The organism is Streptomyces sp. NPDC057280 (genome assembly GCF_042668605.1).
In the GTDB taxonomy this organism is placed as follows: Bacteria; Actinomycetota; Actinomycetes; order Streptomycetales; family Streptomycetaceae; genus Streptomyces.
Window position 1 is genome coordinate 80,644 of record NZ_JBHUYR010000014.1, and the last position, 19,423, is coordinate 100,066.

Consider the following 19,423-nt stretch of genomic DNA (forward strand, 5'->3'; position numbering starts at 1 on the left):
CGGCACGATCCCTATCGGTCTCGTAATGCGTAGGTCTCGGGTTCGAATCCCGAAGGCGGCTCCATTCAAGCCCAGCTCAGGTCGATTCTGAGCTGGGCTTTTTGGTTTGGCGGAGGCGGGGTCCCGCTCAGATCCAGGTGTCCAGCCACATCCGCGCATGCCAGTCCGCGTACGGGATCGTCTGGGCGGTGTAGATCGGGAAGAAGTAGATGAAGTTCCAGGCGATGAGCAGGACGATCACGCCTGCGGCGACCGCGCCTCGGAGGCGGCGGGTCTCCGTCGCGCCCGGCGGGCCCAGCAGGGCCGCCAGCATCATCGTCACGGCCAGGCAGAGGTAGGGGACCAGGACCACCGCGTAGAAGGAGAAGACCGTGCGGTCCTGGTAGAGGAACCATGGGAGGTAGCCGGCGGCCACCCCGCAGAGGACGGCGCCGGCGCGCCAGTCGCGGCGCAGGGCCCAGCGGTAGAGGAGATAGGCGAGAGCCGCGCAGGCCGTCCACCACAGGGCCGGGGTGCCCAGGGCCAGGATGGTCTGGGAGCAGTTCGTCGGGGTGTGGCAGCCGGGCGCGCCGGGTTTCGGGGACTCATACTGGAAGAGGACCGGGCGGCCCAGGACCAGCCAACTCCAGGGGTTGGACCTGTACTTGTGGTAGGCGTCCAGATGCACGTTGAACTGGTAGACGTCGTACTCGTAGTGCCACAGGCTGCGCAGCGGGGCCGGTATCCAGGACCACGTGCCGCCGCGGGCGTCCGCCCAGTGGCGGCCGTAGCCGTCGGAGGAACGGAACCAGCCGGTCCAGGTGGCCAGATAGGTCACGGCGGCGACGGGGATCAGGGAGAGCAGCGACCAGCCGAGGTCCTTGCGCAGCACCGCCCGGTAGGGGCGGGGCGCTCCGGCCACCCGGCGGGCGCCGACGTCCCACAGCAGGGTCAGGGCCACGAAGAACGCCAGGAAGTACAGGCCGTTCCACTTGGCCGAGGACGCCAGGCCCAGGCAGACGCCGGCCGCGAGGCGCCAGGGGCGTAGGCCGGTGCCCGCGCGGGTTGCGGCACGGGAGTTCGGGCGTGTGGGGCCCTCTTCGTCGGCGGGCGGTAGTGACGACGCCAGCCTCGCCCTTGCCTTGTCCCTGTCGATCAGCAGGCAGCCGAATGCCGCCAGCGCGAAGAACATGACCACCAGGTCGAGCAGTGCGGTGCGGCTCATGACGTAGTGCAGGCCGTCCAGCGCCATCAGCGTCCCGGCCAGACAGCCCAGCAGTGTCGAGCGGAACAGGCGGCGGCCGATGCGGCACAGCATCAGCACCGACAGGGTGCCGAGCACCGCCGTCATGAAGCGCCAGCCGAACGGGTCGAGGCCGAACATCCACTCGCCGACCGCGATCACCCACTTGCCCGCCGGCGGATGCGCGACGAACACCCCGGGGTCGGAGAGCGGGATCACCTGCGGGTCGGCCAGGATCTGCGGGTCGGCGATCTTGCGGTCCGGCCACGTGCCCTCGTAACCGAGGTGCAGCAGCGACCAGGCGTCCTTGGCGTAGTACGTCTCGTCGAAGACGAGCGCGTGCGGGTCGCCCAGGTGCCAGAAGCGCAGCACGCCGGCCAGGGCCGCCACCAGCAGGGGGCCGGCCCAGGCCGACCAGCGTGCGAAGGGCTGGGGGTGCGGGAAGGGGGCGGTCAGGCGGTCCCGGAGGGGGGTGTGCGGGCGGGGCGTGTAGCCGAAGCGGCGCAGGCGCTGCTCCCAGGAGACCGGGAGAGCGGTGTGCGCTGCTGTGACCGCGGGCGGGTTCTCGTCGATCACGTCGTGCGGGTTCCGCCGCTGGGGGAGGGGTGGCGCGGTGATGCCACCGGGACAGTGCTCGACGTGTGGGCCGGTATCGGGGCGCCGTCGGCCGTCGAGTGGGTCGGGAGGGGCCCGGCGGAGGTGGCCGGGCGTGGGTTCCGGGGCCCGGGGCCGTTCTGGGCGAAGGAGTCGGGCAGGGTCATCAGTACGGCACCGAGTGCGGCGATCGTCAGCGCCGAACCGGTGGCCATCCAGGCCCGCCGCGTACGCTGCCGGGCGCGGACGCCGGCGTACAGGCGTCGGCGGTGCCGGTCCTCGTACCCCTCTCCCGGGGCACCGCTGTCGCGCATCAGGCGCGCCAGCTCCTGTTCGAAGTGGTCCATGGCTCCTTCTTCACCCCGCCCTTCACTCGGCTTCTTCACCCCGCCCTTCACTCGGCCGACGACGACACAGGCGACACGGGCTCGGCCGTCTCCGCCATCAGCCGCCGCAGCCGTCCGACGCCCCGTGCCGTGAGCGAGCGGGCCGTCCCCACCGGGCAGCCCAGCGCCTCGGCCACCTGCTGCTCGGGCAGGTCCTGGTAGTAGCGCAGCACCACCGCGGCCCGCTGACGCGCCGGGAGCTGCGCCAACATGGCCTCCAGATGGGTCCGTTCGTCCACCGCCGCGGTCTCGTCCGCCGGTTCCGGCGGATCGGGCAGCCGGTCGAGCGGGTCCGTGGGCTGCTCGCCCCACCAGCGACGGCGTGCCGAGCGGGCCGCGGCGCGGGCCAGGATCTTGCGGACGTAGGCCTCCGGCGCCTGGTCGGCCACCCGCGGCCAGGCGAACCACAGCTTGACCAGGGCCTCCTGCAACAGGTCCTCGGCCCGGTGCCGGTCGCCGCCGGTGAGCAGCCGCGCCAGGTGCAGCAAGGCCGGCCACCGGTTCGCCACGAACCGGTCGAACGCGTCGGACCGCCCCTGCCTCATCAGCGTCGCCCCTCCCTCACACCCTTAATAAGGACGTCGGGCCCGGTCCCGCTATGCACCCCAGTCGCGTGGCGCGGGTCACACTCACCGGGAGAGAGTGAGGGAGACAGACATGACGAGTGGCTACTCCGGGACCCCGCTCGCCCGGAAGATCGGGATCAAGGGCGGACAGCGGGTGGGGCTGCGGCACGCGCCCGAGGGGTGGGACATCCCCGGGCTGCCGGACGGGTGTTCCCTCGGCGGCGGCGGGCCTCGGGGCGTGGATGTCACGCTCGCCTTCTACCGGGAGCGTGCCCGGCTCGCGGCCGAGGCGGCGGCGCTGGTCCGGGAGCTCGCCGACGACGCCATGCTCTGGATCGCCTGGCCCCGCAAGGCCGCCGGGCATGTCAGCGACATCACCGAGAACGACCTGCGGGATCTCTTCCTCCCGCTCGGCGTCGTCGATGTGAAGGTGGCGGCGCTGGGGGAGGACTGGTCGGGACTGAAATTCGTACGGAGGAAGGAGAACCGGGGGGCGGAACGGCGGACTCACCCTCGTACCTGAGGAGTCTTCGAGAAGTCCTTACCGTGAACCACTAGCATCGCGGCGGTACTTGAACATCGAGCCGGCCGGCCGGGATGAGGTGAGGGCATGGAGGAGACCGCGCGGGCGCCGCGCGTCGCCGTGGCCGTCGTGACCATGGGGAACCGGCCCGCAGAGGTCGACGCCCTGCTGGAGTCCGTGGCCAAGCAGGACGTCCCGCCCACCCGGATCGTGATCGTCGGCAACGGCTGCCGGCTGCCGGAGTTCGCCGAGCGGCTGTCCCTGCCCGGCGAGGTCACCGTCGTGGAGCTGGAGGAGAACCTCGGCTGCCCCGGCGGGCGCAACGTGGGGCTCGCCCGGCTGCGGGAGTTCGGGGACGTCGACGTCGTCGTCGAGCTGGACGACGACGGGCTGCTCGTCGACGCCGACGTGCTGCGGCGGGTCGGCGAGCTGTTCGCGGCCGACGACCGGCTCGGCATCGTCGGCTTCCGGATCGCCGACGAGCACGGCGAGACCCAGCAGCGCCACGTGCCCCGCCTCGGCTCCGCCGACCCGCTGCGCGGTGGGTACGTCACCGGCTTCCTCGGCGGCGGACACGGCTTCCGGATGGCCATGCTCGACGAGATCGGGGACTGGCCCGCGCGGTTCTTCTTCGCGCACGAGGAGTCCGACCTGGCGTGGCGGGCCGCCGACGCCGGCTGGCGCATCCTGTACGCCCCCGAGCTGCTGCTCCAGCACCCGAAGACCTCGCCCGCCCGGCACGCCGTCTACTACCGGGTCAACGCCCGCAACCGGGTCTGGCTGGCCCGGCGCCGACTGCCGCTGCCGCTGATCCCGGTCCACCTCGGCGTGTGGATGCTGCTGACCGTCGTACGGAACCGGTCCGGGGCCGGGCTGCGGGCCTGGTTCGGCGGGTTCGCGGAGGGGCTGCGGGAGTCGGCGGGGGAGCGGCGGCCGATGCGCTGGCGGACGGTGTGGCGACTGACCCGACTGGGGCGCCCGCCCGTCATCTGACCCGCCTGGGCGACCACCTGCCGGCTGAGTCGGGGCTCGGTGCACGGACGAGGACCCCGGTCGTTCACCTCCGACGACCGGGGCCCTGTCACTTCCCCGGATCCGGCCGCGACGGCGACACTCCCCCGAGTAACGCGTCAGACGCGCGCACCCTCGGGCCAGATCCGATGGAATGATCACATCAGGCGTCACCAACGGATCGCTAACATGTGGTCAACGGCGAGATTTCGCCAGGTACAGCGCGTCGGAAGGCAGTGGGTCGGTGTGAAGCGGTGCGAGCTGCGCTTCGGACTCCTGGGTCCGCCGGTCCTGTACGACGCCGGTGCCGAGGTCGGCGCCGACACCGAGGGCCCCGTCGCCCGGGTCGTGAGCAGCCCCAAGGTGCGGGTCCTACTGGCCGCGCTGCTGCTGGAGGCCGACCGTACCGTCTCCGTCGACGCCCTCAAGGACGCCCTGTGGGGCGGGTCGCCGCCCGCCTCCGCGCAGGCGTCCCTGCACAACCACGTCACCCGGCTGCGCCGGCTGCTCGACGACCCCGACCGGCTGCGGGCCGTGCCGCCCGGCTATCTGCTCCGCGTCGAACAGGGCGAACTCGACGTCCACGTCTTCGAGTCCCTGACCGCCGAGGCCCGCGCCGCGCACGCCGGACGGGACTGGGAGCGCACCCTGCGCGCGAGCACCGCGGCGCTCACCCTGTGGCGCGGCACTCCGCTCGCCGGGCTGCCGTCCGAGCTGGGCGGATACGCCTTCGTGCAGCGGCTGGGGGAGGCCCGGCTGCTGCTCCTGGAGTGGCGGTACGACGCCGAGCTCGCCGTCGGCAGCGGTCGACTCGACGCCGTCGTGCCGGAGTTGACCGCGCTCGCCGCCGAACATCCGCTGCGCGAGGCCTTCCACCGCCAGCTGATGCTGGCCCTCCACCGCACGGGCCGCCAGGCCGAGGCCCTCGCCGTCCACCGCGACCTGCGCAGCCGCCTCATCGAGGAACTCGGCGTGGAGCCGGGGGCGGGGGTGCGGGAGGCGCATGTGGAGGTGCTGCGGGCGCCGGGGGCCGAGGGTGCTGGGGTGGTGACGGCGTCGGAGACGCCGGCTGGTGCCGAGGCCGGGACGGCCGCCTCCGACGCTCCGTCAGCCGTATCCGCCGGTTCGACGGCCGTCGCGGCATCCTCCGCCCGTGCCGCGACCGAAGCCCGCCCGGCAGCGAACCCCGCCCCCGAACCCGCCCCCGAGCCCCCACCCACCCCACCCCCACCCCGTCCCGCCCAACTCCCCCCACCCCCACCCCACTTCACCGGCCGCACCACCCACCTCGACGACCTGCGCCGGACCCTCGTCCCCGACGTCGCCCTCCCGGGCGGCCACCACACCCCCGTCGCCGTCATCAGCGGCACGGCCGGTGTCGGCAAGAGCGCTCTCGCCCTGCACACGGCACACGCCCTGCGGGACCGCTTCCCCGACGGGCAGCTGTACGTCAACCTGCACGGCGCCACCCCCGGCATGACCCCCCTCACCTCGGCCCAGGCGCTCACCGCGCTGCTGCGGGACCTCGGTGCCGACCCCCGTTCCCTCCCCGAACACCCCGACGCGGCCGCCGCGTTGCTGCGCTCGATGCTCGCCCCGACCCGCACCCTGATGGTGCTGGACGACGCCGAGAACGCCGCGCAGGTACGGCGGTTGCTGCCGGCCGGCCCCGGCTGCGCCGTGATCGTCACCAGCCGCTCCCCGCTGGCCGCGCTCGACGGCGCCCGCCGCTTCCCGCTCGAACCCCTGTCGGCGGAGGAGAGCGCGGCACTGCTGCGGGCGGCTTCGGGCCGCGACCCCGGCGCCGACCCCGGCTCCGATGGCGACCTCATCGACGCCACCCACCCCCTCGTCGAACTCACCGGCCGCCTCCCCCTCGCCCTGCGCATCGTCGGCGCCCGCCTGGCCGCCCGCCGCGCCCTCACCCCGGACGTGCTCGCCGACCAACTCGCCGCCACGGAGAGCAGGTTGCAGCGGCTGGAGTACGACGACCTGTCCGTACGCCGTTCCCTGGCCGTCGCCCACGACGCGCTCGCCGCCTCGGGCCGCCGTTCCGACCGCGACGCCGCCCTCGCGCTGCGCCGCCTGGGCGCCCTGGACCTGCCCACGTACGGCGCCCCGCTCGTCGCCCGGCTCCTCGGCACCGACAGCGACCGCGCGGAGGAGGCGCTGGACCGGCTCGTCGACGTGGCACTGCTGGAGGAGACGGCGTACGGCCGCTACGCCCCGCACGACCTGGTCCGCGACTTCGCCCGCGAACTCGCCGGCAGCGGACAGGCCGCCGACGTCGCCCGCACCGGCGTGCGCTGGTACACGGCCGTCGCCGAACGCGTCCTCACCGAGACCGTCCAGCCCGGCTTCGACCAGGAGGACCGGCGTCGCCCGACCCCGACACAACCCCCCGAACACACCGCGCACGTCCGGTCCGTGCCGCCCTTCGCGGGCTCCGAGGAGGCCTTCGCCTGGAGCATCGCGGAGCTGGAGAACATCGTCGCGCTCGCCGAGCGCTACGCGGACGCCTCCGACGAGCGCACCGCCGCCCACGTCTCCACGCTGCTGCGGCTGATCTTCCCCTGCCTCCAACGCGGCGGCCGGGTCTCCGAGATGGAGGTGCTCGGGCAGGTCGCGCTCGAGCTGGCGCGCCGCCTGGGCGACGAGGTGGCCGAGGCGTACGCGCTGAGCGACCTCGCCGGGATGCACTTCCTCGCGGGCCACTACGGCGAGTCCCTCGCCTTCATGGAACAGGCCACCGCCCTGTGGCGGCGGCTCGGCATGATCTCGCGGGTCCGGCGCTGCCTCGGCAACCAGGGCCTGCTGCTGGAGAGCCTCGGCCGGTACGCCGAGTGCGAGCAGGCGCTGCTCCAGTGCCTGGAACTCTCACCGCAGCTGGACGACCCGTGGGGCGACGCGGTGGCGTACGGCCATCTCGGCAACCTCTACGAGCACACCGATCCGCGGGCCGCCATCGAGTACCACCGGCGCTCGCTCGCGATCGGCAACGAGATCGGCAACGTCATCGTGGCGCACTCCGCGCTCTGCAACATCGGCTACGCGTATCTCGCCCTCGACGAACCGGCCGCCGCCGTACCGCACTTCGAGGAGAGCCTGAGCATGCTCGGCGGGCACAGCGACTGGCACGGGGAGTCCCAGTCCCGGCTCGGGCTGGTGCGCGCGCTGCGGCTGCTCGGCCGGGACGGGGTGTGCGAGAGCGAGTGTGCCGAGCTGCTGCGCCGCGCGGACGCCCGCGCCGACGGGTACACCGGTGGTCTCGCCCGTCACCAGTACGGGCTGCTGCTGCGGAAGGCGGGGCGGCCGGCGGAGGCGCGGGAGCAGTGGCGCGTCGCGCTGGCCGCGCTGGACGGCACGGACAAGAAAGAGGTCCTGGCCGAACTCAGGGAGCTGCTCGACAGCTGACCCCGCGCCCCTACTTGGCGTCCGCATAGCACTCCACCACCGACGTCGTGAACGGGAACCGCACCGGCGTCTCCCCGAACGTCAGCCGGGCGGCCAGCGCCGCCGCCTCCCGGATCGCGGCGACGACCCGCTCGGCCTCCTCCTCGGGGCAGTGCACGATCACCTCGTCGTGCTGGAAGAAGACCAGCTCGGCCGCCATGTCCGCGCAGGTCCGCCGCAGGGCCGCGAGCAGCAGCAGGGTCCAGTCGGCGGCGCTGCCCTGGACGACGAAGTTACGGGCGAACCGGCCCCGGGCGCGGGCGTTGGTCGACGCGTAGCCCGGTACCCATCCGTCGGCCTCCTGGGGAATGCCGGCCTCCTCGGCGCTGTCCTCGCCCGAGCCGGCCGCGGGTGGGCAGGTGCGGCCGAGCCAGGTCCGTACGAGCCGCCCCTCCTCTCCCGCGCGGGCCGCCTCGTCGACGTACGCCACCGCCTTGGGGAAGCGGCGGCGCAGCGCGGCCAGGTTCTTCAGGCCGTCCCCGGAGGTCTGGCCGTACACGGCGCCCAGCACCGCGATCTTCGCCTGGTCGCGGTCGCCGGAGAAGGCGCGGTCGGAGACGGACTGGTAGAGGTCGCTCTCCCGGCCGGCCACCTCCATCAGGCCGGGGTCGCGGGAGATCGCGGCGAGCACGCGCGGTTCCATCTGGTCGGCGTCGGCGACGACCAGCCGCCAGCCGGGGTCGGCGACGACCGCGCGGCGTATCACCTTGGGGATCTGCAGGGCGCCGCCGCCGTTGGTGACCCAGCGGCCGGTGACCGTTCCGTGGCAGAGGAACTCCGGGCGGAAGCGGCCATCCCGCACCCAGTCCTGGAGCCAGGACCAGCCGTGGGCGACCCAGATGCGGTACAGCTTCTTGTACTCGATGAGGGGCTTCACGGCCGGATGGTCGACGGTCTCCAGCTCCCAGCGGCGAGTGGAGGAGACCTTGATGCCGGCCTGCGCGAAGGCCTTGACGACGTCGGCGGGCAGGTCGGGCCGGACCCGGCGGCCGAAGGCGGCGGACACCTCGTCGGCGAGCTCGGCGAGCCGCCGGGGCTCACCGCCACCCGCATAGCGGTCGCCCAGCAGCTCGTGCAGCACGGTCCGGTGGACGTCGGCGCTCCACGGCAGCCCGGCGCGGTTCATCTCGGCGGCCACCAGCATCCCGGCCGACTCGGCGGTGATCAGCAGCCGCATCCGGTCGGGGTGCGCGGTGGCGTCCTGGCGGCGCAGCTGGTCGGCGTAGACCTCCAGGAGGTCGGTGAGGGGGAGGTGGACGGCCTGGGGCTCGAAGAGGGAGGACTGGGAGCCCGGTTCGGCGGAGCGCAGCGGCGGGTCGGGCGGTACGGGGCCGCCGCGCAGCCGGGCGAGCGCGGCGGCGGCCGACCGGGGCTCGCCGTACCGGCCGGCATGGCCGAGCAGCAGGGTCTCGGCGTCCTCGATGTCGTAGCACCGCTCCACCCGCACCCCCGTGGCGAGCAGCCTCGGATACACCTCGGCGGTGGACCGCCAGACCCACCGCGTGACCTCCGGGCGCTTCCGCACGGCCGCCGCGAGGTCCGCCTCCCGCAGCACGGGCCCGACGGGCAGCCCGTCGTCACCGAGGGGGGCGACCTCCGCGCCACCGCCCTCGGCCGGAGCGAGCGCCCAGCGGTCGGTCATGAGGGCGAGTGTCGCAGGAGGGTCTGACAACGCCCCTGCTGACGACACCCGCCCGAGGCCCTCGGCCAGGCCTGCCCCTCGGAGGGCCCTGCTGACGACATCCGGCCGAGGCCCTCGATCCGGCCTGCCCTTCGGAGGGCCCTGCTGATGACACCCTGCCCGGACCCTCGGTCAGGCCTGCCCCCCGCCCTTCCCCGTGACCTCCGACAGCGCGGCCGCGATGTTCGCCTCCGTCGCCTCCTTCGTGATGCCGAGCTCGGACAGCAGGCCCTGGCCGTTCTCGAACTCCAGCAGCGCCAGCAGCAGGTGCTCGGTGCCGACGTAGTTGTGGCCCAGGCGCAGGGCCTCGCGGAAGGTGAGTTCCAGGACCTTCTTGGCGTCGGCGCCGTACGGCACCAGCTCCGGGGGGTTCTCCGCGGCCGGCGGGAGCGCGGCGGTGGCGGCCTGGCGGACGGTGTCGAGGAGGACGTCCTGCGCGAGGACCGCCTTCGCGGCCAGCCCCTCCGGTTCCGCCAGTAGGCCGAGGACCAGGTGCTCGGGGCGGCCCTCGGCGTTGCGGGCGGCGACCGCCTCGTTGTGGGCGGCCATCACCACGTTCCGCGCGCGCGGGGTGTACCGGCTGAAGTCCTGGTTGGCTCCGGCGTCCCCGCCCTCCTTGGGCACGAACCGCTTCTGCGCCGCCTGCCGGGTCACCCCCATGCTCTTGCCGATGTCCGTCCAGGAGGCGCCCGAGCGACGGGCCTGGTCCACGAAGTGGCCGATCAGATGGTCGGCGACCTCACCGAGGTGATCGGCGGCGATCACCGCGTCCTCGAGCTGTTCGAGGGGCTCCGCGTGGACCTTCTTGATGGCCGCGATGAGGTCGTCGAGGCGTACGGATGACGTGATGATGGGGTTCGTCGTCATGTGTCAACCGTAGGTTGACAGTCATGGGGTGTCAACCCTGAGTTGACACTACTTCGGTGCCGATACGGCCAACCGCACCGCCAGCCCCGTGAACACCGTCCCGCTGAAGACGTTGAGCCCGCGCGCCACGCGCCGGCTCCGCCGCAGCAGCGCCGACAGCTTCCCGGAGAGCAGCCCGATCGAACCGTCCACCGCGAACCCCATCACCGTGATCGAGAGCCCGAGCACCAGGAACTGCTCCCACACATGACCCTTCTCGGGCGCCACGAACTGGGGCAGGAACGCCACGTTGAAGAGGATCACCTTGGGGTTCAGCAGATTGGTCACGGCGCCCTGCCAGAACGCCCGCCGCATCCCCGGCCCCGCCGCCGTCCCCTCACCCGGCACCGAACGGTCCCGGAACGCCTTCACCGCGAGGTACAGCAGATAGGCCGCGCCCGCCCAGCGCAGCACGTGGTACAGCGTCGGCAGCGCCAGGAACAGCGCCGACAGCCCGAGCGCCGCGGCGACCGTGTGCACGAACATCGCGCAGGCCACCCCGAAGGCCGCCATCACCCCCGCCGACGGCCCGCCCCGGCCGCCCATCGCCACGATGAACATCATGTCGGGACCCGGAGTCACACAGAGCGCGAAAGCGGCCACGAGGAAGGCCGCGTAGAGAGACATGTCCACCATGCGGCCATGCTCGAAGCCCCCATGGCCCACGGCACCCGATTTTCGGGGAGTGAGACGATCGCCCCGTGACCAGCAGCAGCGCCCCCGGCACCGTCGACCGCGCCTTCGAGGCCGCCCTCTACACCGACGCCGACTCCGCCCTCGACACGGCCGCCTCCCTCCTCGCCGCCGACGCGGAGGCCGACGCCGAACTCGAACGCCGGGGGAGGGAGTTCGTCGCGGCCGCCTGGCGCCGCGGCTGGCAGCCCGCCGACGTCGTACGACTGGTGCGGCGCGAACTGGACGACGTACACCTGCGCCTGCTGTCGGCGCTGATCCGCGCGCAGGCGCCCGACGACCGGGCGCGCGGCCCCCGGTGGGCGGCCCAGTTGGCCGGACTGCCCGCCGAGCCCGCACCCCGCACCGACCGCTTCTCGCACGCCACCACGGTCCTGGAGCTGTACCGCCTGCTGCTGCGGCTGCCCGCCCTCGAACCCCTCGAGGAGCCCGTCACCCGGCACTCCTCCGCCGAGCCCCGCATGCTCACCCGGATCCGCGCGCTGCTCGCCAAGGCGGAGGCGACCGGCTACCCGGACGAGGCGGAGGCGCTCACCGCCAAGGCGCAGGAGCTGATGGCGCGGCACAGTGTCGACGAGGCCCTGCTGGACGCGCAGGCGCCGGCGCACGACAGCCCGGGCGCCTGCCGGATCGGGGTCGAGCCGCCGTACGAGCAGGCCAAGGCGGTGCTGCTGGACGCGGTGGCGACGGCGAACCACTGCCGGGCCGTCTGGAACGAGGCGTTCGCGTTCTCCACGGTGGTCGGCTTCGGCCCCGACCTCGACGCCGTCGAGCTGCTCTACACCTCGCTCCTGGTGCAGGCCACGACCGCGATGACGAAGGCGGAGGCCGCCCAGCGGGCCGGTGGCCGCAAGCGGACCAAGACCTTCCGGCAGTCCTTCCTCGCGGCCTACGCCCATCGCGTCGGCGACCGGCTGCGCGCCGCCGCCGAGACCCAGGTCGGCGACGACCTGCTCCCGGTCCTGGCCACCCGCGAGGTCGCCGTCACCGACCGCGTCGACCGCATGTTCCCGCAGACCACCACGACCCGCCTGCGCGGTGTCACCGACGAGGCGGGCTGGGTGCAGGGCGCCGAGGCGGCGGACCAGGCGCAGGTGAAGTCCCGCAAGCCCCTCAGCTGAGCCGGGTCACTCGCCGGCCTCCTGGAAGCCGGCCACCGCGGCGTCCGGCGTCTCGCCGTCCTTCTTCAGCGCGACATCGCCGTACGTCCACTTGAAGGGGTACGTCTTGGTGGACCCCGGCAGGGAGAACTCCCCGCTCGTCACGGCGAGGCTCCGGTCGCCCTTCTCGCCCCGGACGTAGGTGAGGGTGAAGACGACCGAGGCGCCCTGGGCGAGGGACGTCTTCCGGGCCGTGACGGCGGGATCGGCCTCCACGGTCACCGAGTTGCCGCCGGCGATGAGGTCCACCCCGGGAAGGCTGTCCAGGGTGCACTTGGCGCCGCTCTTGTTGGTGAGCGTCACGGGCACGTTGCCGGTGTCGCCGGCGGCCGGGGCGGCGTTGGCGGGACCGACCTGCACGCCCAGTTCGTCCAGGGCGCAGGCACCGCCGGACTTGGCGGAGGCGGAAGCCGAGGCGGAGGCGCCGGTGCCGGTGTCCTTGCCGCCGTTGTCGTCGGAACAGGCGGTCAGCAGGAAGGCCGCGGCGAGGGTGGCGGCGGCGAGGGGGAGGGCGCGCATGGTGGGTCCTTGGATGCTCCGGGCGGCCTGGTGCCGCTGAGGCTCGTGCATGGATCATCACGCACGAGCCCGGGCAACGGTTGCCCGCCCCCGCCGAACCGCCCCTACGCCGGCTACGTCAGCCCAGGCTCGCCGTAGGCAGGCCCGACGGCAGCTTGCCGCCCTCGGCCTTGGTGTACGTCTCCGCGCCAAGACCACCCTCCCACGTCACCTTGAGGGTGGTCTTGTCGACGGAGTCGACCATCCCGGTCGCCCGGTCCTTGCTGCCGTCCGTGCACTTGAGGTGGATCATCTGCATGCCGGACTCCTCACCCGCGGTCCCGCTGCACACGGTCCCGCCGGTCGCGAACAGCCCCGCCTCGGTGCCGTTGACCATCAGGACGACGGCCTTGCCCTTGGCGGTGGTGAGCCAGCTGCCGGCCAGGTCGTCGGAGGGGGCCGAGGAGCCGGACGAGGAGGCCGGCCCGCTGACGGACGCGCTCACGCTCGGGGTGGCGTCGTCGGAGTCGGACCCGCCGTCCGAGCTGCACGCACCCAGCACAAGGGCGCCCGCCAGCGCCAAGGCCGCGGCCGTCGCGATGCGCGAGACGTTCACCGAAGCCGAAGCCGAAGCCGAACTCATGGAAGCTCCCTAGCGGAGGGCGGGCGACGCCACGTCAGCGGCGACGCTACGACCGCAGCAAGCTACCAGGACGACTTGCGGACCCCCGGAAGGTACCCGGCATGCGCCTGCTCCCGCAGGCTCACCCGGGACAGCCCGAAGGCCCGGAAGTAGCCGCGCGGCCGCCCGTCCACCTGGTCGCGGTTGCGTACCCGGGTGGCGCTGGCGTCCCGCGGCTGCCGGCCCAACTCCCGCTGGGCGGCCTGCCGTTCGGCGTCCGTCGAGGATGGCCGCCGGATGATCTCCTTGAGCTCGGCCCGCCGCTCGGCGTACCGGGCGACGATCTCCTGCCGCTGCTCGTTCTTCGCGATCTTGCTCTTCTTGGCCATCAGATCCTCACTCCCCGGGCGCGGATGCGCGCCACGGCCGCCTCGACGCCGATCGTGTCGACGGTCTTGATCCCCTTCGCGCTCAGCCGCAGCCGGACGTACCGCCCCTCGCTGGGCAGCCAGTACCGCTTGGACTGGATGTTGGGGTCGAAGCGGCGCGAGGTGCGCCGGTGGGAGTGGGAGATGCGGTTGCCGAAGCCGGGCCGGGCGCCGGTCAGCATGCAGTGGGCGGACACGGGTGACGCACCTCTCTCGAAGCAGTTGTGTAAATGGAATTCATTTTCAGTAAGATACACGGCATGGCTCGCAACGAACTCCGCCCGGTCATCAAGCTCCGGTCCACGGCCGGGACCGGCTTCACCTATGTCACCCGCAAGAACCGCCGCAACGATCCGGACCGTATGACGCTGCGCAAGTACGACCCGGTCGCCGGCCGCCACGTCGACTTCCGAGAGGAGCGCTGACCGCCGCCATGCGCAAGGACATCCATCCGGCGTACGGGCCCGTCGTCTTCCGGGACCGCGCCGCTGACTACGCCTTCCTCACCCGCTCGACGATGACGAGCGAGAAGACGGTCGAGTGGGAGGACGGCAACACCTACCCGGTCGTGGACGTCGAGATCTCGAACGTCAGCCACCCCTTCTACACCGGCACCGCGCGCGTCCTGGACACCGCGGGGCGCGTGGAGCGGTTCGAGCGGCGCTACGGCCGGCCGGGGGAGCGGGGCTGATGCTCTCGGTCGTGATCGTCGGCGGGCTGCACGCCGACGCCCGTAAGGCGGCCGTCGAGCGGCTCCTCGCCGATGTGCCCGGCAGCGTCGTACTCCACCACGACCTGGCGACGGCCGCGGCGGGCACGGTGGTGCGGACCGTGCGGGACGCCTCCGGCCTGCTGTCCGCCGGGGAGACGCCCCTGGTCAACGACTGTGCGTGCTGTGCGCTGCGGGAAGACCTCGTGCCCGAGCTGCGGCGGCTCGCGGACGACGGGACGACGCGGCTCGCGGTCGTCGAGCTGTGGGACTCCGTCGAGCCCAAGGCCATGGCGGAGGTGGTGACCGCCGGCGGCCTCACGGTCACCGGTGTGATCACCGCCGTGGACCCGGCACTGGTCCTGCCCTACCTGGGCAACGGCGACGACCTCGCCGAGCGCGGCCTCGCCGCGGCCGCGACCGACCAGCGCACGATCGCCGACACCTTCGCCCGCCAGCTGGAGTACGCCCCCGTCCTCGCCGTGGCCGACTCGGAGGAGGCCGACGACGAGGACCGGGAGCTGCTCACCCAGCTCCACCCGACGGCCCGCCAGGTCCCGATCGGCCCCGGCGACCCGGCGGGCGCGGCGCCTTCCGCGGCGGGCGGGGCACTGGAGGTGCCGGCCCCGGGCAGCCCCGCCGCCCCTGCTCCCGTTCCGCACCCCCTCTCCCCCCTCGCCCGGGCCGCCCTCGCCGGTTTCGACGTCGAGGCCGCCGCCGCGGCCCAGCACCCCGCCTGCGCCCTGCTGCCCGCCGAGGCCGACGCCCACGGCGTGTCCACCCTCGTGTGGCACCGGGATCGGCCCTTCCATCCGGAGCGGCTGTACGAGGCGCTGGAGGACATCACCTGTGCCGCCGCCCGCAGCCGCGGCCGGTTCTGGCTGGCGGACCGGCCGGACACCCTCCTGCACTGGGACGCGGCCGGGGGCGCGCTGTGCGTGGAGAGCGCCGGGCCCTGGCTCGCCTCCCTCCCCGATGCGGCCTGGGACATGGTCCCGCCGGTGCGTCGCGCCGCCGCCGCGCTGGACTGGCACCCCGAGCACGGCGACTGCTGCCAGCACCTCGTCTTCACGTCCCCCGCCCTCGACCGCGACGGACTCGAACGGCTGCTGGAGTCCTGCCTGTTGACCGACGCCGAGTACGCCGCGGGCCGCAGCGCCTGGAAGCAGTTGCCGCCCGCCTTCGACACCCTCCTGGAGGTCTGATGCCTCGTCAGAGCGACCGCAAGCCCCTCAAGTCCCGGCCCAACCCGCTGGACGCCGCCGGGATCACCTACATCGACTACAAGGACACCGACCTGCTGCGGAAGTTCATCTCCGACCGCGGCAAGATCCGCAGCCGCCGCGTCACCCGCGTCACGGCCCAGCAGCAGCGACAGCTGGCCCGCGCCGTCAAGAACGCGCGGGAGATGGCCCTGCTGCCCTACTCCAGCGCCAAGTAAGCAGCTACGGGTGTCCAGCACCAGGTGAACGGCTATAGGTAGGCGATTCCCTACGTTTGACGCGTAGGGAATCGCCTACCTATCCTGTTCCGCATGACCATCACCCACGCTTCCTTCGTCACCCTCCCCGTCGCCGACCAGGACCGCGCCCTGCGCTTCTACACCGACGTCCTCGGCATGGCGGTCACCGTCGACCGGGACATGCCCCAGGGCCGCTGGCTCCAGGTCGCCCCCGAGGGCGCGCAGACCGTCTTCACGCTCTCCGGCCCCGGGATGGGCGGCTTCGAGCCCGGATCGGCCCGGGGGATCATGTTGGTGACGACCGATGTCGACGCCGACTGCGCGCGCCTCGCCGAGGCCGGCGTGTCCGTGCAGGGTCCCGACGAGCTCCCCTGGGGCCGGATGGCCGCCTTCACGGACCCCGACGGCAACGGTCTGATGCTGCTGACGGAGAAGGAAGGCTTCTGACCTCGCCATGAACGGGACGGGTACCGCCGCCGCGAACGACCGCGTCTTCGCCGCGCTCGCCAACTCCGTGCGCCGCGAGGTGCTGCGCCTCCTGCGCGACGGCGGCCCGCAGCCCGTGCAGGCCCTCGCCGCCCACTTCGACATGGCCCGCCCGAGCCTCTCCGAGCACCTCAAGGTGCTCCGCGACGCCGGCCTCGTCTCCGAGCAGCGCTCCGGCCGGCAGCGCATCTACCGCCTGGAGGCGGCCCCGCTGGCCGAGGTGCAGGACTGGCTCCACCCGTACGAGCGGTTCTGGCGCGACCGGCTGAAGGGCCTGGGCGAGCTGCTCGGCCGCATGCCCGACGATGACGCGACATGAACGCCACCCCTGACGACGACCTCACCGTCATCCGCGTCGACCAGTTCTTCCCGCACCCGCCCGCCAAGGTGTGGCGTGCCCTCACCGAGCCCGCGTTGCTCGTGCAGTGGCAGATGCAAGGCACCGAGGCGTTCCGTCTCGAGGTCGGTCACCGGTACACCATGACCTCCGTCCCGCGTCCCAACACCCGCTTCTCCGGCACCGTCGACGTGGAGGTTCTCGGTTTTCAGCCGGAACGGATGCTGAGCGTCCGCTGGACCGACACCGATCCCGCCAACTCCGCCGACTGGACCATCACATGGAGGTTGGAACAGGAAGGGCGCGGAACGCGTCTCTTTCTAGTACACGAGGGATTCGACCCGGACGACCCCGCACAGCTGATGGCCCGGACGATCATGGACGGGGGCTGGAGATCGCATGTGATGCGGGCTCTGGGGGATGCGCTGGAACGGATGTAGCGGCTCCTGCGTCACATCTGTAACCACGGGAACACCCCGCGTGCACGTGCATCTGCTCATGCATCTGCACGTGAACAGAGCTATGATCCGGACCAGTTGACCATTGCATCAATTGGCCCCTAGGCCACCGCAGCACCGGGGAGCGACCTGTGGACCACGACGTGTACCGCGGCATGGACGTGTACAACGGCATGGCGGCCACGGACCTGAGCGGGGTGGCCTGGCAGAAGAGCAGGCACAGCAACTCGCAGGGTTCCTGTGTCGAGTTCGCGCGGCTGCCCGACGGCGGCGTGGCCATGCGCAACTCGCGCTTCCCCGACGGTCCGGCGCTCGTCTACACGCGCGCGGAGATCGAGGCGATGCTCCTGGGCGTCAAGGACGGCGAGTTCGACCACCTGATAGCGGGCTGAGGGTGACGGACGCCCCGGTCAACCCGGGGTGACCGGCTCCCTACGTGCGGTGACGCGCGTAGAACCCCGGCGCGGAAAAACGCCGCGGGGGCTCACTCGGCGGACTCCCGCGGCTGGAGCAGGAACAGGGCCCAGACGACCTTGCCGTTGAGGGAGCCGGCCAGCGGGTGCCAGCCCCAGCTGTCGGCGAAGGAGTCGACGAGGAACAGGCCGCGGCCGGATTCCGCCGAGAAGTCGTCCGAATCGCGCGCCACCGGGCTGTCGTGGCTGGGATCGCGCACCGCGCACACCAGTCGGTCCGTCCAGCGCATCAGATGCAGCCGCACCGGCGGGATCTGTGCGGGGGCGTGGCCGTTGCCGGCCGGCAGTCCGTGGCGCAGGGCGTTGGTGACCAGTTCGGAGACCACGAGACAGATGTCGTCGAAACGGTCGCCGATGTCCCACTGGTCGAGCGTTCTGCGGGCGAACTGCCGTGCCTCGCGCACCGCTTCGTAGCGGGCGGGCAGGGCGCAGGAGGCGGCGTTGGACACGGCCGCGGGATCCAGCGGCGGAAGGCCCTGCCGTAACGGCTCGAGCATGGTCGATCCATTCATCCCCATGCGAGGCACTCCCGGGAACTCGCGGTCGTTGCGATGCAGCGGTTGCGCGGGACCATGGTTTCGGATGTGTGGTGCAGATGCAAGGTGCAGATGCACGTGCACGTGACCGAATTGGATGGTGCCGTACCGCTTGTTGGGCATTTTTTCCGCCAACTTCCTCCTCTCTCTTGCCTTCTCGCGGCCACCTCCTGTGTGGAATCTTTGGCTTCTTTCCATCTCTGTAATCGGACGAGTACAGCTCGAAGTGTTTTAGTGGCAGACTTCGGCCCCGGAAGACGGTTGGGGAGGCTGGCGAACGTGAGCGCGGGAGAGCCGGGATCGGTGGTGCGGCGCATGCTGCTCGGATCACAACTCAGGCGACTGCGTGAGGCGCGGGGGATCACGCGCGAGGCCGCGGGCTACTCCATCCGCGCCTCCGAGTCGAAGATCAGCCGGATGGAGTTGGGCCGGGTGAGCTTCAAGACCAGGGACGTCGAGGACCTCCTGACGCTGTACGGCATCACGGACGAGGCCGAGCGCATGTCGCTGCTCTCCCTCGCCCGCGAGGCCAACGTGGCGGGCTGGTGGCACAGTTACTCCGACGTGCTGCCGAGCTGGTTCCCCACCTATGTGGGGCTGGAGGGCGCGGCGAACCTCATCCGCGCGTACGAGGTGCAGTTCGTGCACGGCCTGCTGCAGACCGAGGCGTATGCACGTGCGGTCGTACAGCGCGGCATGAAGGGCGCGAGCACGGCCGACATCGAGAAGCGGGTGGCGCTGCGCCTGGAGCGGCAGAAGTACCTCGTCGCCGAGAACGCCCCCGACTTCCACATCGTCCTCGACGAGGCCGCCCTGCGCCGGCCCTACGGCGACCGCGAGGTGATGCGGGGCCAGCTCCAGCACCTCATCGAGATCTCCCAGCACCCCAACATCCGGCTGCAGATCATGCCGTTCAGCTTCGGCGGGCACTCGGGCGAGAGCGGCGCGTTCACGATCCTGAGCTTCTCGGAGTCCGACCTCACCGACGTGGTCTATCTGGAGCAGCTCACCAGCGCCCTCTACCTGGACAAGCGCGAGGACGTCGCCCAGTACGAGACCGCGCTCAAGGAGCTCCAGCAGGACAGCCCGGGGCCCGACGAGAGCCGGGACCTGCTACGGGGTCTCCTCCAGCTTTCTTAGGGTTCTCCCCATAAGTTCGCTCTCCGTCCCCAACTCGCCGGCCCCGCACGTACGATGACGTGTGCTCAGACCGTGATGC

The 19,423-nt window shown here is 72.2% G+C and carries 24 protein-coding genes; 13 read left to right on the forward strand and 11 right to left on the reverse strand.

What is annotated here, in order from left to right:
• Positions 1-127: 127 nt before the first annotated feature.
• Genes ACFUO4_RS42215 through ACFUO4_RS42225 form a run of 3 tightly spaced genes read right to left on the reverse strand, consistent with a single transcriptional unit; the run spans position 128 to position 2,747 of the window.
• Entirely contained in the window at positions 128-1,798 is a 1,671-nt protein-coding gene (locus ACFUO4_RS42215; protein WP_383495662.1) for a dolichyl-phosphate-mannose--protein mannosyltransferase, read from the reverse strand.
• The gene (locus ACFUO4_RS42220) at positions 1,795-2,163 is read right to left on the reverse strand and encodes a cellulase (protein ID WP_383495665.1); all 369 of its coding nucleotides are present in this window, start codon (positions 2,161-2,163) and stop codon (positions 1,795-1,797) included. Before ACFUO4_RS42220 ends, ACFUO4_RS42215 begins: the two co-directional genes overlap by 4 nt.
• A 47-nt stretch (positions 2,164-2,210) precedes the next feature.
• Complete coding sequence (locus tag ACFUO4_RS42225) at positions 2,211-2,747, reverse strand: SigE family RNA polymerase sigma factor (RefSeq protein ID WP_383495668.1); 537 nt, start codon at positions 2,745-2,747, stop codon at positions 2,211-2,213.
• Between the two features lie 112 nt (positions 2,748-2,859).
• Here ACFUO4_RS42225 and ACFUO4_RS42230 point away from each other — a divergent pair, with 112 nt between their 5' ends.
• The 3 genes from ACFUO4_RS42230 to ACFUO4_RS42240 all read left to right on the forward strand — a co-directional run bounded on the left by ACFUO4_RS42230 (position 2,860) and on the right by ACFUO4_RS42240 (position 7,716).
• Positions 2,860-3,291 (forward strand): DUF3052 domain-containing protein, encoded by a 432-nt coding sequence (locus ACFUO4_RS42230; protein ID WP_383495671.1) that lies wholly within the window; start codon positions 2,860-2,862, stop codon positions 3,289-3,291.
• A gap of 87 nt (positions 3,292-3,378) precedes the next feature.
• A complete protein-coding gene (locus tag ACFUO4_RS42235) occupies positions 3,379-4,284 on the forward strand; it encodes a glycosyltransferase family 2 protein (RefSeq protein WP_383495674.1) in 906 nt (301 codons plus the stop codon).
• A gap of 207 nt (positions 4,285-4,491) precedes the next feature.
• Entirely contained in the window at positions 4,492-7,716 is a 3,225-nt protein-coding gene (locus ACFUO4_RS42240) for a BTAD domain-containing putative transcriptional regulator (RefSeq protein WP_383495677.1), read from the forward strand.
• A 10-nt stretch (positions 7,717-7,726) separates the two neighbouring features.
• Here the strand turns inward: ACFUO4_RS42240 and ACFUO4_RS42245 are convergent, their stop codons facing one another.
• From ACFUO4_RS42245 to ACFUO4_RS42255, 3 genes are all read right to left on the reverse strand, one after another.
• Positions 7,727-9,397: a bifunctional 3'-5' exonuclease/DNA polymerase gene (locus ACFUO4_RS42245; protein WP_383495680.1), complete on the reverse strand. Its 1,671-nt coding sequence runs from the start codon at positions 9,395-9,397 to the stop codon at positions 7,727-7,729.
• 171 nt (positions 9,398-9,568) lie between these two features.
• Positions 9,569-10,303: a Clp protease N-terminal domain-containing protein gene (locus tag ACFUO4_RS42250; protein WP_079311379.1), complete on the reverse strand. Its 735-nt coding sequence runs from the start codon at positions 10,301-10,303 to the stop codon at positions 9,569-9,571.
• A 48-nt stretch (positions 10,304-10,351) separates the two neighbouring features.
• Positions 10,352-10,978, reverse strand: coding sequence for a LysE family translocator (locus ACFUO4_RS42255; RefSeq protein WP_079311380.1), 627 nt, complete (start codon positions 10,976-10,978; stop codon positions 10,352-10,354).
• A 65-nt stretch (positions 10,979-11,043) separates the two neighbouring features.
• Between ACFUO4_RS42255 and ACFUO4_RS42260 the strand changes: the two genes are divergently transcribed.
• Complete coding sequence (locus tag ACFUO4_RS42260) at positions 11,044-12,156, forward strand: DUF2786 domain-containing protein (protein ID WP_383495684.1); 1,113 nt, start codon at positions 11,044-11,046, stop codon at positions 12,154-12,156.
• A 6-nt stretch (positions 12,157-12,162) separates the two neighbouring features.
• On the opposite strand, the gene ACFUO4_RS42265 is transcribed toward ACFUO4_RS42260, so the two are convergent.
• From ACFUO4_RS42265 to rpmB, 4 genes are all read right to left on the reverse strand, one after another.
• Positions 12,163-12,714, reverse strand: a complete 552-nt coding sequence (locus tag ACFUO4_RS42265) for a DUF4232 domain-containing protein (RefSeq protein ID WP_383495687.1) — start codon at positions 12,712-12,714, stop codon at positions 12,163-12,165.
• 118 nt (positions 12,715-12,832) lie between these two features.
• Positions 12,833-13,336 carry a hypothetical protein gene (locus ACFUO4_RS42270; protein ID WP_383495690.1) on the reverse strand — a complete coding sequence of 168 codons (504 nt, stop codon included), beginning with the start codon at positions 13,334-13,336 and terminating at the stop codon, positions 12,833-12,835.
• A 62-nt stretch (positions 13,337-13,398) separates the two neighbouring features.
• Positions 13,399-13,704, reverse strand: a complete 306-nt coding sequence (gene rpsN, locus ACFUO4_RS42275) for a 30S ribosomal protein S14 (protein WP_383495693.1) — start codon at positions 13,702-13,704, stop codon at positions 13,399-13,401.
• Positions 13,704-13,940, reverse strand: a complete 237-nt coding sequence (gene rpmB, locus ACFUO4_RS42280; protein WP_079311383.1) for a 50S ribosomal protein L28 — start codon at positions 13,938-13,940, stop codon at positions 13,704-13,706. The genes rpsN and rpmB overlap by 1 nt, the downstream gene beginning before the upstream one ends.
• Before the next feature lie 63 nt (positions 13,941-14,003).
• Here rpmB and rpmG point away from each other — a divergent pair, with 63 nt between their 5' ends.
• From rpmG to ACFUO4_RS42320, 8 genes are all read left to right on the forward strand, one after another.
• Entirely contained in the window at positions 14,004-14,168 is a 165-nt protein-coding gene (rpmG, locus tag ACFUO4_RS42285) for a 50S ribosomal protein L33 (RefSeq protein ID WP_015658813.1), read from the forward strand.
• A gap of 8 nt (positions 14,169-14,176) precedes the next feature.
• Positions 14,177-14,434, forward strand: coding sequence for a type B 50S ribosomal protein L31 (locus tag ACFUO4_RS42290; protein WP_059194015.1), 258 nt, complete (start codon positions 14,177-14,179; stop codon positions 14,432-14,434).
• Positions 14,434-15,657: a CobW family GTP-binding protein gene (locus tag ACFUO4_RS42295; protein WP_383495698.1), complete on the forward strand. Its 1,224-nt coding sequence runs from the start codon at positions 14,434-14,436 to the stop codon at positions 15,655-15,657. Before ACFUO4_RS42290 ends, ACFUO4_RS42295 begins: the two co-directional genes overlap by 1 nt.
• A complete protein-coding gene (gene rpsR / locus ACFUO4_RS42300; RefSeq protein ID WP_383495701.1) occupies positions 15,657-15,893 on the forward strand; it encodes a 30S ribosomal protein S18 in 237 nt (78 codons plus the stop codon). Before ACFUO4_RS42295 ends, rpsR begins: the two co-directional genes overlap by 1 nt.
• A 93-nt stretch (positions 15,894-15,986) precedes the next feature.
• Entirely contained in the window at positions 15,987-16,361 is a 375-nt protein-coding gene (locus ACFUO4_RS42305) for a VOC family protein (RefSeq protein ID WP_079311384.1), read from the forward strand.
• Positions 16,362-16,368: 7 nt separating this feature from the next.
• Positions 16,369-16,719, forward strand: a complete 351-nt coding sequence (locus tag ACFUO4_RS42310) for an ArsR/SmtB family transcription factor (protein WP_383495704.1) — start codon at positions 16,369-16,371, stop codon at positions 16,717-16,719.
• Positions 16,716-17,177, forward strand: coding sequence for an SRPBCC domain-containing protein (locus ACFUO4_RS42315; protein ID WP_079311386.1), 462 nt, complete (start codon positions 16,716-16,718; stop codon positions 17,175-17,177). Before ACFUO4_RS42310 ends, ACFUO4_RS42315 begins: the two co-directional genes overlap by 4 nt.
• 149 nt (positions 17,178-17,326) lie before the next feature.
• Positions 17,327-17,587, forward strand: a complete 261-nt coding sequence (locus tag ACFUO4_RS42320; RefSeq protein WP_383495708.1) for a DUF397 domain-containing protein — start codon at positions 17,327-17,329, stop codon at positions 17,585-17,587.
• Positions 17,588-17,679: 92 nt separating this feature from the next.
• Here ACFUO4_RS42320 and ACFUO4_RS42325 read toward each other — a convergent pair whose 3' ends face one another.
• Entirely contained in the window at positions 17,680-18,165 is a 486-nt protein-coding gene (locus ACFUO4_RS42325; RefSeq protein ID WP_383495711.1) for an ATP-binding protein, read from the reverse strand.
• Positions 18,166-18,519: 354 nt separating this feature from the next.
• Here ACFUO4_RS42325 and ACFUO4_RS42330 point away from each other — a divergent pair, with 354 nt between their 5' ends.
• A complete protein-coding gene (locus ACFUO4_RS42330) occupies positions 18,520-19,344 on the forward strand; it encodes a helix-turn-helix transcriptional regulator (protein WP_079311388.1) in 825 nt (274 codons plus the stop codon).
• The last annotated feature ends 79 nt before the right edge of the window (positions 19,345-19,423 follow it).